The organism is Streptomyces sp. NPDC001599, assembly GCF_042893535.1.
Classification (GTDB): Bacteria; Actinomycetota; Actinomycetes; order Streptomycetales; family Streptomycetaceae; genus Streptomyces.
In genome coordinates this window covers 36,378-51,954 of record NZ_JBIAVA010000012.1, presented here as the reverse complement: position 1 = coordinate 51,954, position 15,577 = coordinate 36,378, and the positions used below count along the sequence as shown (strand labels likewise).

The 15,577-nt window shown below is 71.5% G+C and carries 16 protein-coding genes; 9 read left to right on the top strand and 7 right to left on the bottom strand.

Annotation, left to right across the window (positions count from 1 at the left end; all coding sequences use genetic code 11):
* Positions 1 to 21 precede the first annotated feature (21 nt).
* Positions 22 to 594: a GtrA family protein gene (locus ACFYZ3_RS27515; protein ID WP_388522917.1), complete on the bottom strand. Its 573-nt coding sequence runs from the start codon at positions 592 to 594 to the stop codon at positions 22 to 24.
* Between the two features lie 164 nt (positions 595 to 758).
* Between ACFYZ3_RS27515 and ACFYZ3_RS27510 the strand changes: the two genes are divergently transcribed.
* Genes ACFYZ3_RS27510 through ACFYZ3_RS27500 form a run of 3 tightly spaced genes read left to right on the top strand, consistent with a single transcriptional unit; the run spans position 759 to position 3,654 of the window.
* Positions 759 to 1,922, top strand: coding sequence for a 5-(carboxyamino)imidazole ribonucleotide synthase (locus ACFYZ3_RS27510; RefSeq protein ID WP_388522914.1), 1,164 nt, complete (start codon positions 759 to 761; stop codon positions 1,920 to 1,922).
* Positions 1,919 to 2,461: a 5-(carboxyamino)imidazole ribonucleotide mutase gene (gene purE / locus ACFYZ3_RS27505; RefSeq protein ID WP_361008540.1), complete on the top strand. Its 543-nt coding sequence runs from the start codon at positions 1,919 to 1,921 to the stop codon at positions 2,459 to 2,461. Before ACFYZ3_RS27510 ends, purE begins: the two co-directional genes overlap by 4 nt.
* Positions 2,462 to 2,475: 14 nt before the next feature.
* Positions 2,476 to 3,654: a dipeptidase gene (locus tag ACFYZ3_RS27500; RefSeq protein ID WP_388522911.1), complete on the top strand. Its 1,179-nt coding sequence runs from the start codon at positions 2,476 to 2,478 to the stop codon at positions 3,652 to 3,654.
* On the opposite strand, the gene ACFYZ3_RS27495 is transcribed toward ACFYZ3_RS27500, so the two are convergent.
* Complete coding sequence (locus tag ACFYZ3_RS27495; protein WP_388522908.1) at positions 3,603 to 4,745, bottom strand: alkene reductase; 1,143 nt, start codon at positions 4,743 to 4,745, stop codon at positions 3,603 to 3,605. The genes ACFYZ3_RS27500 and ACFYZ3_RS27495 overlap by 52 nt on opposite strands.
* 62 nt (positions 4,746 to 4,807) lie before the next feature.
* Between ACFYZ3_RS27495 and ACFYZ3_RS27490 the strand changes: the two genes are divergently transcribed.
* Entirely contained in the window at positions 4,808 to 5,164 is a 357-nt protein-coding gene (locus ACFYZ3_RS27490; RefSeq protein WP_388522905.1) for a MerR family transcriptional regulator, read from the top strand.
* Between the two features lie 92 nt (positions 5,165 to 5,256).
* On the top strand, positions 5,257 to 6,387 hold the full coding sequence (locus ACFYZ3_RS27485; RefSeq protein WP_388522903.1) for a dipeptidase: 1,131 nt from the start codon (positions 5,257 to 5,259) through the stop codon (positions 6,385 to 6,387).
* A gap of 12 nt (positions 6,388 to 6,399) precedes the next feature.
* Here the strand turns inward: ACFYZ3_RS27485 and ACFYZ3_RS27480 are convergent, their stop codons facing one another.
* Together ACFYZ3_RS27480 and ACFYZ3_RS27475 are read right to left on the bottom strand one after the other, a co-directional pair.
* Positions 6,400 to 6,792, bottom strand: coding sequence for a VOC family protein (locus ACFYZ3_RS27480; RefSeq protein ID WP_388522900.1), 393 nt, complete (start codon positions 6,790 to 6,792; stop codon positions 6,400 to 6,402).
* 36 nt (positions 6,793 to 6,828) lie between these two features.
* The gene (locus ACFYZ3_RS27475) at positions 6,829 to 7,188 is read right to left on the bottom strand and encodes a VOC family protein (protein WP_388522897.1); all 360 of its coding nucleotides are present in this window, start codon (positions 7,186 to 7,188) and stop codon (positions 6,829 to 6,831) included.
* Between the two features lie 107 nt (positions 7,189 to 7,295).
* Between ACFYZ3_RS27475 and ACFYZ3_RS27470 the strand changes: the two genes are divergently transcribed.
* Entirely contained in the window at positions 7,296 to 7,805 is a 510-nt protein-coding gene (locus ACFYZ3_RS27470; protein ID WP_388522894.1) for a CGNR zinc finger domain-containing protein, read from the top strand.
* 131 nt (positions 7,806 to 7,936) lie between these two features.
* On the opposite strand, the gene ACFYZ3_RS27465 is transcribed toward ACFYZ3_RS27470, so the two are convergent.
* The gene (locus tag ACFYZ3_RS27465) at positions 7,937 to 9,280 is read right to left on the bottom strand and encodes a UDP-glucose dehydrogenase family protein (protein WP_388522891.1); all 1,344 of its coding nucleotides are present in this window, start codon (positions 9,278 to 9,280) and stop codon (positions 7,937 to 7,939) included.
* A gap of 192 nt (positions 9,281 to 9,472) precedes the next feature.
* Between ACFYZ3_RS27465 and ACFYZ3_RS27460 the strand changes: the two genes are divergently transcribed.
* Together ACFYZ3_RS27460 and ACFYZ3_RS27455 are read left to right on the top strand one after the other, a co-directional pair.
* A complete protein-coding gene (locus ACFYZ3_RS27460) occupies positions 9,473 to 10,630 on the top strand; it encodes an acyl-CoA dehydrogenase (RefSeq protein ID WP_388522889.1) in 1,158 nt (385 codons plus the stop codon).
* Positions 10,631 to 10,771: 141 nt separating this feature from the next.
* Positions 10,772 to 11,812: a vWA domain-containing protein gene (locus tag ACFYZ3_RS27455; protein ID WP_388522886.1), complete on the top strand. Its 1,041-nt coding sequence runs from the start codon at positions 10,772 to 10,774 to the stop codon at positions 11,810 to 11,812.
* A gap of 36 nt (positions 11,813 to 11,848) precedes the next feature.
* On the opposite strand, the gene ACFYZ3_RS27450 is transcribed toward ACFYZ3_RS27455, so the two are convergent.
* On the bottom strand, positions 11,849 to 12,415 hold the full coding sequence (locus ACFYZ3_RS27450) for an acyl-CoA thioesterase (protein ID WP_030873063.1): 567 nt from the start codon (positions 12,413 to 12,415) through the stop codon (positions 11,849 to 11,851).
* 120 nt (positions 12,416 to 12,535) lie between these two features.
* On the opposite strand from ACFYZ3_RS27450, the gene ACFYZ3_RS27445 reads away from it, so the two are divergent.
* The gene (locus tag ACFYZ3_RS27445; RefSeq protein ID WP_388522883.1) at positions 12,536 to 13,813 is read left to right on the top strand and encodes an LCP family protein; all 1,278 of its coding nucleotides are present in this window, start codon (positions 12,536 to 12,538) and stop codon (positions 13,811 to 13,813) included.
* 42 nt (positions 13,814 to 13,855) lie between these two features.
* Here the strand turns inward: ACFYZ3_RS27445 and ACFYZ3_RS27440 are convergent, their stop codons facing one another.
* A complete protein-coding gene (locus tag ACFYZ3_RS27440) occupies positions 13,856 to 15,457 on the bottom strand; it encodes an LCP family protein (RefSeq protein ID WP_388522881.1) in 1,602 nt (533 codons plus the stop codon).
* Between the last annotated feature and the right edge of the window lie 120 nt (positions 15,458 to 15,577).

Below are 15,577 nucleotides of genomic sequence, written 5' to 3'. Positions count from 1 at the left end.
GCCGGAGGAGGGGGAAGCGGATCAGCGGTGGCCGGCGGGGGCGCCGTCCGGGCGGGGGAGCGCGGTCGGGTGCTCGTGCTCCAGGAAGGTCTCTGCCCGCGTCACCGGCTCACGGGCGGGCAGCGCGCGGAAGACCCAGCTGCGGTACGACCAGAAGCGGAAGAGCGTGCCGATCCCGATGCCGAGGAACTTGAAGATGTTGCTCTGCAGCGGGCTGTCCCAGCCGAACCCGTACGTCGCGGTGTAGAGCACGCCGTTCTCGATGATCAGGCCGACCGCGCTGAACAGCAGGAACAGCGACATCTCGCGGGTCTGGCCGCTCTTGTCGCGGTCGCGGTAGGTGAAGTACCGGAAGCCCACGTAGTTGAAGACGATCGCGACGACCGTGGCGATGATGCTGGCCCGCACCACCTGGAGGTCGGTCGTGTGCCGTACGAAGTTGAAGACGAGGAGGTTGACCAGCACCCCCGCGCCGCCCACGGCGCCGAACTTCACGACCTCGCGCACGAGCCGGTCGATCCGCTCCCGCATCCCGGCGCGGGGCGCATCGGGCACGGAGGGAGCCGGGTGAGCACCCGAGGAACCATGTCCCATGGTCGTGCAGGCCCCCGTCCAGGGTTGGCGTCAATCCGTTCATGCTAACCACCCGGACGCGCGATCTTCCTGCGGACGGACCCACGCGGGCCGGAACGGGCGCCGGGAGCGGCGGGAAACGGCCGGTAAACAGGTGGGCTCCGCGCGGCCGATACGCTAGGGGTGTGACGTTCCCCGTAGTCGGCATGGTCGGCGGTGGCCAGCTCGCTCGTATGACACACGAGGCGGGCATCCCGCTCGGCATCAGGTTCAAGCTTCTCAGTGACACTCCCCAGGACTCTGCGGCGCAGGTCGTGAACGAAGTCGTCGTCGGCGACTATCGCGATCTGGACACGTTGCGCGAGTTCGCGCGCGGCTGTGACGTGATCACCTTCGATCACGAACACGTGCCGACCGAGCACCTCAAGGCCCTGGAGGCGGACGGCATCCCCGTCCGACCCGGTCCCGAGGCGCTCGTGCACGCCCAGGACAAGGGCGTGATGCGTGCGAAGCTCGACGCGATCGGCGTGCCCTGCCCGCGGCACCGGATCGTGCGCGATCCGGCCGACGTGGCCGCCTTCGCGGCGGAAGGCGTCGCGGGAGGCGCCGCCGGGGGCGACGGCTTCCCCGTCGTCCTCAAGACGGTCCGCGGCGGGTACGACGGCAAGGGCGTGTGGGTCGTCAACTCCGTCGAGGAGGCGGCCGAGCCCTTCCGCGCGGGTGTGCCCGTGCTGGCGGAGGAGAAGGTCGACTTCGTCCGCGAGCTGGCCGCCAACGTGGTCCGCTCCCCGCACGGCCAGGCGGTGGCCTACCCCGTCGTCGAGTCCCGGCAGGTCAACGGCGTCTGCGACACGGTGATCGCCCCGGCGCCCGGCCTCGACGAGGCGCTTGCCCTGCGCGCCGAGGAGATGGCGCTCGGCATCGCCAAGGAGCTGGGCGTCGTCGGCCACCTCGCCGTCGAGCTGTTCCAGACCCGCGACGGCCGCGTCCTCGTCAACGAACTGGCGATGCGCCCGCACAACTCCGGCCACTGGACGATGGACGGCGCGATCACCTCGCAGTTCGCCAACCACGTCCGCGCCGTCCTCGACCTCCCTCTCGGCGACCCGCGCCCGCGCGCCAGGTGGACGGTCATGGTCAACGTCCTCGGCGGCGACTACCCGGACATGTACTCCGCGTACCTGCACTGCATGGCCCGCGACCCGCAGCTGAAGATCCACATGTACGGCAAGGACGTGAAGCCCGGCCGCAAGGTCGGCCACGTCAACACCTACGGCGACGACCTGGACGACGTGCTGGAGCGCGCCAGTCACGCTGCCGGCTACCTGAGAGGGACGATCACCGAATGAGCCAGGCCAGCCCGGTGAGCCCGGTCGTAGGCATCGTCATGGGGTCGGACTCCGACTGGCCCGTCATGGAGGCCGCCGCCAAGGCCCTCGACGAGTTCGAGGTCCCCTACGAGGTCGACGTCGTCTCCGCGCACCGTATGCCGCACGAGATGATCGCGTACGGCGAGCAGGCCGCCGGACGCGGCCTCAAGGCGATCATCGCCGGGGCCGGGGGCGCCGCCCACCTGCCCGGCATGCTCGCCTCCGTCACCCCGCTGCCGGTCATCGGCGTCCCGGTGCCGCTGAAGTACCTGGACGGCATGGACAGCCTGCTGTCCATCGTGCAGATGCCGGCCGGCGTCCCCGTCGCCACGGTCTCCGTCGGCGGCGCCCGCAACGCCGGTCTGCTGGCCGCCCGCATCCTCGCCGCCCACGACGAGGAACTGCTCGGCCGGATGCGCGAGTTCCAGCAGGACCTCAACGACCAGGCCACCGAGAAGGGCAAGCGGCTGCGCACCAAGGTCGAGGGCTCCGCGGCCGGCTTCGGCTTCGGAAAGTGACGGAAGGGACGCGGATGACATCGCTGGACAAGGCCCGGGAACTGCTGCGCGAGTTCCCCGTCGTCGACGGGCACAACGACCTGCCCTGGGCGCTGCGCGAACAGGTCCGCTACGACCTCGACGCCCGCGACATCGCCGCCGACCAGTCGGCCCACCTGCACACCGACCTGGCCCGGCTGCGGGCCGGAGGCGTAGGCGCCCAGTACTGGTCGGTGTACGTCCGCTCCGACCTGCCCGGCGCGGTGACGGCGACGCTGGAGCAGATCGACTGCGTACGGCGGCTGATCGACCGCCACCCCGGCGAGCTGCGGGCCGCGCTGACCGCCGCCGACATGGAGGCCGCCCGCGCCGAGGGCCGGATCGCGTCCCTCATGGGTGCCGAGGGCGGCCACTCCATCGACAACTCGCTGGCCACCCTCCGCGGGCTGTACGCGCTCGGCGTGCGCTACATGACGCTCACCCACAACGACAACGTCGCGTGGGCGGACTCGGCGACCGACGAGCCCCGCGCCGGCGGCCTGTCGGCCTTCGGCCGCGAGGTCGTGCGGGAGATGAACCGCGAGGGCATGCTGGTCGACCTCTCCCACGTCGCGGCGACGACGATGCGGGACGCGCTGGACACCTCCACCGCGCCGGTGATCTTCTCGCACTCCTCCTCCCGCGCCGTCTGCGACCACCCGCGCAACATCCCGGACGACGTCCTGGAGCGGCTGCCCGCCAACGGCGGCATGGCGATGGTGACGTTCGTGCCGAAGTTCGTGCTCCAGGCCGCGGTCGACTGGACCGCCGAGGCCGACGAGAACATGCGCGCGCACGGCTTCCACCACCTCGACTCCAGCCCCGAGGCGATGAAGGTCCACGCGGCCTTCGAGGAGCGCGTCCCGCGCCCCGTCGCCACCGTCTCCACGGTCGCCGACCACCTCGACCACATGCGCGAGGTCGCCGGCGTCGACCACCTCGGCATCGGCGGCGACTACGACGGCACGCCCTTCACCCCGGACGGCCTCGGCGACGTCTCCGGCTACCCGAACCTGATCGCCGAGCTCCTCGACCGCGGCTGGTCCCAGTCCGACCTGGCCAAGCTGACCTGGAAGAACGCGGTCCGCGTACTCGACGCCGCCGAGGACGTGGCCCGGGGACTTCAGGCCACGCGGGAGCCGTCCAACGCGTCGCTGGAGGAGCTCGACGGCTGAGCCGTCCCCTCTGGGAGGGCGGGGTAGTCGGTGTATCCGGTCGCCCCGCCCACGTACATCAGGTACCGGCCCCGCACCGGGTTCAGCGGCGCGCCGAGCCGCAGCCGCGCCACCAGGTCCGGGTTGGCGAGGAACGGCCGGCCGAGCGCGATCAGGTCGGCTCCGGCGGCCAGCAGCCGTGCGGAGGCACGCCGTACGGCGTCCGTGGCGGGGGACTCGACGAGGACCGGGTTGGCGATCAGCACGCCGGACCACCCGGCGCGGAGCCTGGCGAACAGCGGGGCGTCCGGGTCGGCGTGCACGAGGTGCAGGTAGGCGAGCCCCAGCCCGCCGAGACGCTCCAGGAGAGCCGGGTACAGCGCGTCGGTCTCGCCCTCCGCGATGCCGTTGACGGTGCTGCCGGGGGAGATCCGCAGCCCGACCCGCCCGGGACCGACCTCGGTGGCCACGGCCTCCACCACCTCGGCCGTGAACCGGATCCGCGCGGCGACGGAGCCGCCGTAGCGGTCAGTGCGCAGGTTGGTGTTGGCGGCCAGGAACTGGTGCAGCAAGTGGCCGTTGGCGGAGTGCACCTCCACTCCTTCGAACCCGGCGTCGAGCGCGTTGCGGGCGGCCCGCGCGAAGTCGGCGACGGTGGTCCGGATGTCCTCGGTGGTCATCTCCCTGGGGACGACGGCCGACCGGTGCCCGTCCGGCGTGAAGATCGTCTCGGGCAGCGGCACGGGCGAGGGCGCGACGGGCGTCAGCCCGCTGGTCGCCGGATGCCCGACCCGGCCGCCGTGCTGGAGCTGGAGGAACATCCGCCCGCCGCCGTGCCGCACGGCGTCGGTCACCTGCCGCCAGCCCGCCACGTGCCGGGCGCTGTGCACGGCGGTGATGTTCGGGTACGTCTGCCCGACCGCGTTCGGCGTCGCCGCCTCGGCGATGATCAGCCCCGCGGAGGCGCGTTGGGCGTAGTACGTGGCCATGAGCCGGGTGGGGGTGCCGTCGGCCTCGGCGCGGTTGCGCGTCAGCGGGGCCATCACGAGCCGGTTGGGCAGCGTGAGGGAGCCGAGCGGGGCGGGTGCGAAGAGGTCTGTTGTGTGCGTCATGCCCGTACGCTAGAACTTGACACTGATGTCAGAATCAAGTGCGCGACCGGGAGGCAGGGCGGATGCGGATCGGTGAACTGGCCCGGCGCACGGGCGTCAGCGAACGCTCGCTGCGCTACTACGAGACGCAGGGCCTGCTCGCTGCCGAGCGCACGCCCGGCGGGCACCGCGAGTACGCCCAGGCGGCCGTCGACCGGGTCGTCCGGATCCAGGAGCTGTACGCGGCCGGGCTGTGCAGCAGCAAGATCGCGCAGTTGCTGCCGTGCATGCGCGACGGCGACGGCGGCCCCTCGGCCGTGGCCACGCCGAAGCTGGTCGCCGACCTCACCGCCGAGCGCGCCCGCATCGACCGGACCATCGCCGACCTGCTCCGCTCCCGGGACACCCTGGACGAGGTGATCGAGGCGGCCAGGGGCTGAGCCGCGTACCCCCGAACGCCCCACCCACCAGGAAGCCCTTTCCGCTCCGTGCGACGGTGGCCGTACCTCACGACGACCGTACGGAGCCCGTCATGGCAGACCTCCAGGACGACCTGCACACCGGTACCGAGGCCGGTGGGCTCGACGACCTGCCCGTGCCGCTCGCCGCGGAGGCCTTTCCGCCGGAGCCCTACGCTCCCGTGTCCGACCCCGACGACGAACCGCTGACCCGGGCTCACGCCGTGCTGGCCGCCCACCCCGTCGCCGACGGCTGCAACGGCCTGCCCTGGGCGCTCAGGCACCTGCCCTGGTACGACCTGGAGCTGGGCGAGAGCGCCGTCGACACCGACGTGCCGCGGCTGCGCGAGGGACACGTGGGAGCGCTGCTGTGGTCGCTGCACCTGCCCGAGTCCCTCGACGGGGACCGTGCGGTCGGCGCCACGCTGGAGCAGCTCGACCTGGTCAAGACGGTCGTGCGGGCCCACCCGGAGGGGCTGCGCCTGGCGTACGACGCGGGGCAGGCCATCGACGCCCGCAACTGCGGCCGGGTCGCCGTGCTGCCCGGTCCCGCGGGCGCCGCCGCCCTCGGCGACCGCCTCGGCATCCTGCGCTCCCTGCACGCGCTCGGCCTGCGCGTCCTGACGCTGTCCGGGGTGAGCTGGGCGAGCGAGGCGGGGCTGACCCGGTTCGGCGAGGAGGTCGTCCGGGAGATGAACCGGCTCGGTGTCGTCGCCGACCTCTCCGGCGCCGGTGCCGAGACCATCCGCCGCACCTTCGCGGTGTCCAAGGCCCCGGCGCTGTGCACCCGCTCCGCCGCCCGCGCCCTGCGCCCGCACCCCGCGAACCTCCCCGACGACCTGCTGGTGGAGCTGGGCGCGGCCGGCGGCCTGTGCATGGTGCCGCTGACCGCCGAGCAGACCGGCCCGACGGTCCGGGACGTCGCCGACCACCTCGACCACGTCCGCACGGTGGCCGGACCGGAGAGCGTCGGCCTGTCCGGCACCTACGACAGCGGCGCCGCGCACCCGCTGGAGCTGGGCGACCCCTCCTGCTACCCCCGCCTCGTCGCCGAACTGCTCAGGCGCGGCTGGGACGAGGCGGACGTGGCCCTGCTGACCTGGGGCAACGTCCAGCGGGTCCTGCGCGCCGCGGCCTTCACCGCGAAGGCGGCCCAGCTGCGCCGCGAGCCGTCCACGGCGACCATCGCCGACCTGGACGGATAGCCGGCGCGAGCGTCAGGTGTGCTCGATCCGGCAGAGGCAGAACGGATGCCCCGCCGGATCGGCGTACACCATGAAGCCCTTCCGCTCCCGGTCCTCCAGGTCCAGCGGCCGGGCGCCCAGCGCGAGCACCCGCTCGTGCGCCGCGTCCATCTCCGCCCAGGTCGCCCCGCCGTCGAAGTCGAGGTGGAACTGCTGGGCGTTGCGGTCGGAGCGCGGCCACTCGGGCGGGGTGAGGTCCGGCGCCCGCTGGAAGGAGACGCGCGGTCCGCCGGGCAGGTGGAGGACCACCCAGTCCGGGTCCGCCTCGTCGGGCGTGCCGCCCCCGACCGCCGCGTAGAAGCGGGCGAGATCACGGGGCTGGGGGCAGTCGACGACGACGGAACGGAAACGTGCCGCGGGTGCCATGCGGGGTACCTCCCGGGATCGGCGGATCGTCGGCGTTCAGCAGGCGCAGAGGCAGAACGGGTGCCCGGCCGGGTCGGCGTAAACCCGGAAGGTACGGGTGCGGTCCTCCGCGTCCAGCGGACGCGCGCCCAGCTCCAGTACCGCCTTCTCGGCCGTGTCCAGGTCCGTGACGGTGAGGTCGAGGTGGAACTGCTGCGAGTCGTCGGGAGCGGGCCACTTCGGCGGCACGAACCCGGGGGCCGCCTGGAAGGCCAGCGCCCGTCCGTCCGGCAGCTTCAGGTCGACCCAGTCGCCCTCGCCCTCGACGGTGCCGCCGAGCACGCCGGCGTAGAAGCGGGCCAGTGCACGGGGCTCGGGACAGTCCAGGACGACGGGGCCCAGTTCGGCGACAGCCATGACTTCCTCCTTGAAGCACGCGGTCTTCGGTTCTTCGGTTACCGGCACAGTGCGGGTAACCGGTAACGGTTACTGCATGCTGCCCTATTGGAGGTAACGTCGCAAGCATGAGTGAGAGATCGCCCGCACCGGGCGGCCTGGAACTGGTCGAGGCCCTGGTGAACACGCTGCTGGACATCGAGACGGGCGCCGACTCGCTGGACACCCCGGAGGTCCGGGAGCGGTTCGGCCTGACGCAGGACGACCTGCCCGCGGCCCGTGAGCTGCGCGAGTCACTGCGCGCCACCCTGCTCGCCCACGCCGGCCACCCGCCGCACCGCGCGGTGACCCCGTTGGGGGAGCTGCTCGCGGCCGCCCCGCTGGTCGTCGCCGTCGACCCGGCCGACGGCTCCGCCGCCCTCGCCCCGGCCGGGGAGGGTTCCCTGACCGCCCGCGTCGCCGCCGCCGTCGCCGAGGCACTGGTGGCCGGCACCTGGAGCCGCTTCAAGGCGTGCGAGGCCGCCGACTGCCACTGGGCGTACTACGACCGCAGCCCGGCGGGACGCGGCCGCTGGTGCTCCATGCAGGTGTGCGGGGCCCGCGCCAAGATGCGCCGGTACCGGGCCAAGGAGTCGTAAACACCGCCCGCTTCACCGGCCGGCCGGCCGCGCACTGCGGCACAATGCGATCGACGCCGGTTCGGCCGACTGAGCCTCGGCCGAACCGGCGTCGCCTCCGCCGCCGCCCTCAGACAGGCCTCAGGCAGCCCTCAGGCGGTCGGGCGGCCCATCGCCCGGTACCTCCAGCCGGCCTTGCGCCACAGCGCCGGGTCCAGGGCGTTGCGCCCGTCCAGGATCACCCGGGCCGCCGCCGCCTCGCCGAGCACCTCGGGGTCCAGCTCGCGGAACTCCCGCCACTCGGTGAGGTGCAGGACCACGTCCGCGCCCCGCACCGCCTCCAGCGCCGAGTCGGCGTAGCCGAGGGTCGGGAAGAGCCGCCGGGCGTTCTCCATGCCCTTGGGGTCGTACACCGTCACCTGGGCGCCCTGGAGGTGCACCTGCCCGGCGACGTTCAGCGCGGGGGAGTCCCGTACGTCGTCCGAGTCGGGCTTGAAGGTGGCGCCGAGCACCGCGACGCGCTTGCCGAGGAAGGGGCCGCCGCCCAGCGCCTGCCGGGTCAGCTCCACCATCTGGCCGCGCTGGCGCATGTTGATGGAGTCGATCTCGCGCAGGAAGGTCAGCGCCTGGTCGGCGCCCAGCTCACCGGCGCGCGCCATGAACGCCCGGATGTCCTTCGGCAGACAGCCGCCGCCGAAGCCGATCCCGGCCCGCAGGAACTTCTTGCCGATCCGGTCGTCGTACCCGATCGCCTCCGCCAGCTTGGCGACGTCGCCGCCGGCCGCCTCGCAGACCTCCGCCATCGCGTTGATGAAAGAGATCTTGGTGGCGAGGAAGGAGTTCGCGGCGGTCTTCACCAGCTCGGCCGTGGGGAAGTCCGTGACGACGAACGGCGAGCCCTCCGCGATCGGCGTCGCGTACACCTCGCGCAGCAGCTTCTCGGCCCGCTCGCTGCGTACGCCGACCACCAGCCGGTCGGGGTGCAGGGTGTCCTCGACGGCGAAGCCCTCGCGCAGGAACTCCGGGTTCCAGGCCAGCTCGGCCCCGTCGCCGGCCGGCGCGTGCTCGGCCAGGTAGGCGGCCAGCCGGTCGGCGGAGCCCACGGGCACGGTCGACTTGCCGACGACCAGCGCGGGGCCGGTCAGGTGCGGCGCCAGCGAGGCCAGCGCCGAGTCGACGTACGACATGTCGCAGGCGTACTCGCCGTGCTTCTGCGGGGTGTTCACGCACAGGAAGTGCACGTCGCCGAAGGCCGCGACCTCGGCGAAGTCGGTGGTGAAGCGCAGCCGCCCGCTGGAGCCCTCGATCCCCGCGACGTGCTTGCCCAGCAGCTCCCGCAGACCCGGCTCGTACATCGGGACCTCGCCCCGCTGGAGCATCTCGATCTTCTCGGGCACCACGTCGAGACCCAGCACCTCGAAACCGAGCTCGGCCATGGCCGCCGCGTGGGTGGCGCCGAGATAGCCGGTACCGATCACAGTGATCTTCAGGGCCATGGATGCGCTCCAGAGGTGTACGGCACGGTTGCGCGCCCGAGCATATCGGGGACGCGGGAAAAGCCTTTCGAGGCCTTTGGGCCGGCTGTCGTCAAGCTCACCTATCCACGGACCGGCAGGGGCTCTAAAATTTGGGTTACTTAACGGTAGTTAGCGTGCCCAGCATCACAGCGTTTTGGAGCGTGAGACACCTTGGCCGGATCGGCTGACTTCGACCTGTACCGCCCGTCCGAGGAGCACGACATGCTCCGGGACGCCGTCCGCTCGCTGGCCGAGGCGAAGATCGCGCCGTACGCCGCGGCGGTGGACGAGGAGGCGCGCTTCCCGCAGGAGGCGCTGGACGCGCTCACCGCGAACGACCTGCACGCGGTGCACGTCCCCGAGGAGTACGGCGGCGCGGGCGCCGACGCGCTCGCCACGGTCATCGTGATCGAGGAGGTGGCCCGCGCCTGCGCCTCCTCCTCCCTCATCCCGGCCGTGAACAAGCTCGGCTCGCTCCCGGTGATCCTCTCCGGCTCCGAGGAGCTGAAGAAGAAGTACATGACCCCGCTCGCCAAGGGCGACGGCATGTTCTCCTACTGCCTCTCCGAGCCCGACGCGGGCTCGGACGCGGCCGGCATGAAGACCAAGGCCGTCCGCGACGGCGACTTCTGGGTGCTCAACGGCGTCAAGCGCTGGATCACCAACGCCGGCGTCAGCGAGTACTACACCGTCATGGCGGTCACCGACCCGAGCAAGCGCTCCAAGGGCATCTCCGCCTTCGTGGTCGAGAAGTCCGACGAGGGCGTCTCCTTCGGCGCCCCGGAGAAGAAGCTCGGCATCAAGGGCTCGCCGACCCGCGAGGTCTACCTCGACAACGTCCGCATCCCCGCCGACCGCATGATCGGCGCGGAGGGCACCGGCTTCGCCACCGCGATGAAGACGCTGGACCACACCCGCATCACCATCGCCGCCCAGGCCCTCGGCATCGCCCAGGGCGCCCTCGACTACGCCAAGGGCTACGTCAAGGAGCGCAAGCAGTTCGGCAAGCCGATCGCCGACTTCCAGGGCGTCCAGTTCATGCTGGCCGACATGGCCATGAAGATCGAGGCCGCCCGCCAGCTCACCTACGCGGCCGCCGCCAAGTCCCAGCGCGGTGACAGCGACCTCACCTTCCAGGGCGCCGCCGCCAAGTGCTTCGCCTCCGACGTGGCCATGGAGGTCACCACGGACGCCGTCCAGCTGCTCGGCGGCTACGGCTACACCCGGGACTACCCGGTGGAGCGCATGATGCGCGACGCCAAGATCACGCAGATCTACGAGGGCACCAACCAGGTCCAGCGCATCGTCATGGCGCGCAACCTGCCGTAGCGGCCGGGGTCTTGTCAGCGAGGGGCGTCCGCCGGCCGGGCGCCCCTCGCTCGTCGTGACCGATTGTCAGTGGTGGGTGAGACGGTGGATCCATCGAGTCGGGAAGCCGCCGAGCGGCAATCGGTAAGAGGGGGAGCCGCCATGCCCAGGAGCCAGAACTACATCAACCACGTCGCTCTCGTGCTGGACGCCAGTTCGTCCATGCGGCGCCTGAGCCACAAGGTGGTCGAGGTCGCCGACCAGCAGATCGCCTACCTGGCCCGCCGGTCGCAGGAGCTGGACCAGGAGACCCGCGTCACGGTGTACGTCTTCGCCGACCAGGTGGAGTGCGTCATCTACGACAAGGACGTGCTGCGGATGCCGTCGCTGAAGCAGATGTACCGGGTCGGCGGCATGACGGCGCTGCTGGCGGCCACGCTCAAGTCGCAGCGGGAGCTGGCGCAGACGGCCCAGCTGTACGGCGACCACAGCTTCCTGACCTTCGTCCTCACGGACGGGCAGGAGAACGTCAGCCACCGCTGCCCGGACGCCCCCGCCCGGGACCCGCGCGCCCTGGTCGAGGCCGTGTCCACGATGATCGAGACCCAGGCGGACAACTGGACGCTGGCCGTCCTCGTGCCGGACCAGATGGGCAAGCGCGAGGCCATGCAGTACGGGTTCCCGAAGGACAACATCGCCATCTGGGACGCCACGAGCACCCAGGGCCTGGAGGAGGCCGGACAGGTCATCCAGGAGGCCACCGAGAAGTTCATGGTGGGGCGCACCAAGGGCATCCGGGGGTCGCGGGCCGTGTTCTCCACGGGCGGCGACGCGGTCAACAAGGACACCATCAAGGCGGCCGGCCTGACCCCGGTGGAGTCGTCGAAGTACCAGCTGATCGACGTCACCCGCGACGTGGCGATCCGGGACTGGGTCGTCGAGCGCGGGCACACCTACCGCACCGGCGGTGCCTTCTACCAGCTGAGCAAGTCGGAGAAGGTCCAGCCGAAGAAGCAGATATCGGTGCTGGAGAAGAAAACGGACCGGGTCTACACCGGGCCCGAGGCCCGCGCCCTGCTCGGCCTGCCGGACGTGGAAGTCCGCATCAAGCCCGACCACAACGACGAGTTCACGATCTTCGTGCAGAGCACGAGCGTGAACCGGAAGCTCGTGGCGAACACACGGCTCCTGCTCATGCTCTGACGCCGCCGGCGCCCGGGGCGGCGCCCCGGACGGGGGTCAGTCCTCGTACCCCTCCGCCACCCGCCGCTCCCGCAGTTCCATGATCGCCCGGCGGCGGGCCAGGCGGTGGGTGCGGCGGATCTGGGCCTCCTGGTAGCGCCGCTTGTCCTTCTCGGTCTCGGGCAGCACCGGCGGCACCGTGCGCGGCTTGCCGTCGGCGTCCACGGCCGCGAAGACCAGGTAGGCCGAGCCGACCTGGGTGGCCGGGGTCGACTCGTTCCAGCGCTCGGCCAGGACCCGGACGCCCACCTCCATGGAACTGCGGCCGGTCCAGTTGACCTGGGCCTTCACATGGACGAGGTCGCCGACGCGGACCGGTTCGAGGAACGCCATCTCGTCCATGGACGCGGTGACGGCGGGCCCGCCGGAGTGCCGTCCGGCCACGGCGCCCGCCGCGTCGTCGACGAGCTTCATGATCACACCGCCGTGCACCGTGCCCAGAAGGTTGGTGTCGCTGTGCGTCATGATGTGACTGAGGGTGGTGCGGGACGCCGAGGTCGGCTTGCCCGGGATCTCCGGGGCCGTCGACTGCGCGGCCGAGGCCTGTTCTGCCTGGTCTGTCATGGCCTCCACCTTATGCCGGGGCCACACCGGCGTGATTTTGTGTCGGGTTCGCAACAGCACTGCCCTGATTTTCCGACATACCTTGTAACGCCCACCGGGCGGCCCTGCACACTGGTGCGCATGAATGATTGGCCCGAGGGATGGTCCGGTGACAACCGCGGCAGCGGCTATGGGCGTGGCAGCGCGAGCGCCCGGCCCGAGAGCGCACGTGTGATGCGTCAGGTCCGCCGCGGCGCGACGCCGCCGCCCGGCCCGGGCCCGTCGGCCCCGCCATACGGCGCCGGGGTGCCCCAGCAGCCGTCGTACACCGACGGTCAGGGGCACGGCGGCGACGGGTACGACAGCGGCTACAACACCGGTCAGGTCTACGGCGGCGGCGGTGGCCAGGGATCCGGCCGCCAGGCACCGGGCCGGCCCGCGCCGAACTGGCGCCGCCGGATCAAGTGGACCGCGATCACGGTGGTGACCGTGCTGGTCGTCACCACCGTCGGCACCTACTTCTGGGCCGACTCCAAGCTCAACCGCGACGTCGACCTGTCCAAGGTCATCGAGCGGCCCGAGGCGGGCGAGGGCACGAACTACCTGATCGTCGGGTCCGACAGCCGCGAGGGCATGTCCAAGGACGAGATGAAGGACCTGCACACCGGCTACGCCGAGGGCAAGCGCACCGACTCGATGATGATCCTGCACACCGGGGACAACGGGTCGACGCTGATCTCCCTGCCCCGCGACTCGGACGTGGAGATCCCGAGCTTCGTCGGCTCCGAGTCCGGCAAGAAGTACCCGGGCACGGGCCGGCACACCAAGCTGAACGCCGCCTACGCCGAGGACGGCCCCGAGCTGCTGGTGCGCACCGTCGAGCACAACACCGGGCTGCGCCTGGACCACTATGTGGAGATCGGCTTCGGCGGCTTCGCGAACATCGTGGACGCGGTCGGCGGCGTCGAGATCGACATCCCGCAGGACATCAAGGACAAGAAGTCCGGCGCCGACCTCAAGAAGGGCAAGCAGACCCTGGACGGCCAGGAGGCCCTCGCCTTCGTCCGCACCCGGTACGCGCTGGCCGGCTCCGACCTGGACCGCACCAAGAACCAGCAGAAGTTCCTGTCGGCGCTGGCGAGCCAGGTGGCCACCCCGTCGACCATCCTCAACCCGTTCAAGCTCTACCCGACCATGGGCGCCGGCCTGGACTCCCTCATCGTCGACAAGGACATGGGCCTGTTCGACCTGGCGAGCATGTTCTGGGCGATGAAGAGCGTCAGCGGCGGCGAGGGCACCTCGATGAACATGCCGATCTCGGGCAGCGTCGGCGGCAACCTCAAGTGGGACGACGCGAAGGTGAAGAAGCTCGTCGAGGAGCTGAAGAACGACGAGAAGGTCACCGTCTCCGGCAACTGAGCCGGGGCGCGCCGGTGAGCCCCGGCCGGGCCCCGGCGCGCCTCACTCCTTGCCGCAGACCACCTCGTCGCCCCGCACCACCGTGCCCGACTCCTGCGGCGGGTCGGCCGGCCGCACCTTCGCCACCTTCTCGAAGTCGACGCCCGCGATCACCTTCAGCGTGGCGCCCAGCCCCTTGACCGGCTTCAGCTCACTGCCGGGCAGCGCCGCGGCCAGCGACTTCGCCGACCGGTCCCAGCGGGGGTCGTAGGCGACGACGGTCCGTTCGACCGCCCGGTCCCTGGCGTTCCGCGGTGCCTTGGTGGTGCGGAACCCGGTCGCGGCCAGCGCGTCGTCCACCCGCTTGCCGAGCCCTGAGGTGCGGGTGCCGTTCTCCACCTGGACGCGGATCTGCTTGGGGTCCACCGGGACCCGGACCGGCGCCGGACCCTTCGGCCTCGGTTTCGGCGCGGCCAGCGGCTTGTCCTCGCGCAGGGCGTCGAAGAGCCGTTCCGACTTCGCCGGGTCCCACTTCAGGGTCGAACCGACGCCCTTGACGGCGTAGCCCATCTGCCCGATCGGCACGGTGGTGAACTCGGAGGACGACGGCGAGAAGTTCCGCATCGCCCGCCCGAGCGTCAGCAGCTCGTCGGTGCCGAAGCCCTGGTCGGCCCGGACCGAACCGAGCACGGCCCGGGTGACGTCGCGGAACTTCAGCGGGTTCAGCAGGATCCCCGAGGAGGTCGCCCGGTCGATCAGGGCGGCCAGGAAGCGCTGCTGGCGCTTCATCCGGCTCAGGTCCGAGGCACCGTCGAGGTGGCGGGCGCGCACGTACTGCAGCGCCTGCCCGCCCATCAGGGTGTGCGAGCCGGCCGGCAGGTCGAGTCCCGTGTAGCTGTCCTTGAGCGGCTGGACCGTGCAGATCTTCACACCGCCGAGGACGTCCACGGTCTTCATGAAGCTGGTGAAGTCGACCTCCAGATAGTGGTCGATCTTCACGCGGGTCATGTTCTCCACGGTGCGGATCGTCAGCTGCGGGCCGCCCTCGGCATAGGCCGCGTTCAGCTTGAGGGGGTGCCCCTCGTGGTGCTCGCCGGTGGTGCGGTCGGTGTGGCCGGGCGTCTCGGCGTACGAGTCGCGCGGCAGGCTGACCACGCTCGCGCGCTCCCGGTCCTCCGAGATGTGCACGATCATGATCGTGTCGGTGCAGTGGCAGGGAGCCCCGCCCAGCCGGTACTTGCGCCGCTCCTCCTCGGTGATCTCGTCCCGGCCGTCGGTGCCGACCATCAGGACGTTCATGCCGTCGCCCGCCCGCGGCCGGTTCTTCATGTCCTTGAACGCGTCGAACCGCGAGATGTCCGAGTCCAGACTCGAGAGCACCGCGTGCCCGATCCCGGCGGAGGCGAGCACCACCACCGACAACGCGGTCACCGCCCGCATGGCCCAGCGCGGCTTCTTCCGCCGTACGGGGGGCCTCGGCGGACGACCGGACGGCCTGGGGCCGCCGCGCTGCGGCGGGGATCCGCCCCGGTTGGTCGAGGCCGGGACCCGGGACGAGCGGGGCGGCGTGGGCAAGGGGACACCTCCGCGGGGACGGGGCCCTCGGCGTGGACCGTGCGGCCGGACATGGGAGTGACGCGGGATTCGTGAGCACCGTAGGCCCATACGATCTGCTGCCCGGGACTGTGACCCCGCGGCACGCACCCGTGTCCCCCGTTCGCGGTAACGCGAGCGCCGACGAACGCCAAGTCGGCATGCGGCCGCCCGCCGCTTCCGTGATCATGC

Coding starts and splice junctions, on each gene's coding strand:
- ACFYZ3_RS27515 (WP_388522917.1), bottom strand. CDS start 594: ATGGGACATGGTTCCTCGGGTGCTCACCCGGCTCCCTCCGTGCCCGAT.
- purE (WP_361008540.1), top strand. CDS start 1,919: ATGAGCCAGGCCAGCCCGGTGAGCCCGGTCGTAGGCATCGTCATGGGG.
- ACFYZ3_RS27500 (WP_388522911.1), top strand. CDS start 2,476: ATGACATCGCTGGACAAGGCCCGGGAACTGCTGCGCGAGTTCCCCGTC.
- ACFYZ3_RS27495 (WP_388522908.1), bottom strand. CDS start 4,745: ATGACGCACACAACAGACCTCTTCGCACCCGCCCCGCTCGGCTCCCTC.
- ACFYZ3_RS27490 (WP_388522905.1), top strand. CDS start 4,808: ATGCGGATCGGTGAACTGGCCCGGCGCACGGGCGTCAGCGAACGCTCG.
- ACFYZ3_RS27485 (WP_388522903.1), top strand. CDS start 5,257: ATGGCAGACCTCCAGGACGACCTGCACACCGGTACCGAGGCCGGTGGG.
- ACFYZ3_RS27480 (WP_388522900.1), bottom strand. CDS start 6,792: ATGGCACCCGCGGCACGTTTCCGTTCCGTCGTCGTCGACTGCCCCCAG.
- ACFYZ3_RS27475 (WP_388522897.1), bottom strand. CDS start 7,188: ATGGCTGTCGCCGAACTGGGCCCCGTCGTCCTGGACTGTCCCGAGCCC.
- ACFYZ3_RS27470 (WP_388522894.1), top strand. CDS start 7,296: ATGAGTGAGAGATCGCCCGCACCGGGCGGCCTGGAACTGGTCGAGGCC.
- ACFYZ3_RS27465 (WP_388522891.1), bottom strand. CDS start 9,280: ATGGCCCTGAAGATCACTGTGATCGGTACCGGCTATCTCGGCGCCACC.
- ACFYZ3_RS27455 (WP_388522886.1), top strand. CDS start 10,772: ATGCCCAGGAGCCAGAACTACATCAACCACGTCGCTCTCGTGCTGGAC.
- ACFYZ3_RS27450 (WP_030873063.1), bottom strand. CDS start 12,415: ATGACAGACCAGGCAGAACAGGCCTCGGCCGCGCAGTCGACGGCCCCG.
- ACFYZ3_RS27445 (WP_388522883.1), top strand. CDS start 12,536: ATGAATGATTGGCCCGAGGGATGGTCCGGTGACAACCGCGGCAGCGGC.
- ACFYZ3_RS27440 (WP_388522881.1), bottom strand. CDS start 15,457: ATGGGCCTACGGTGCTCACGAATCCCGCGTCACTCCCATGTCCGGCCG.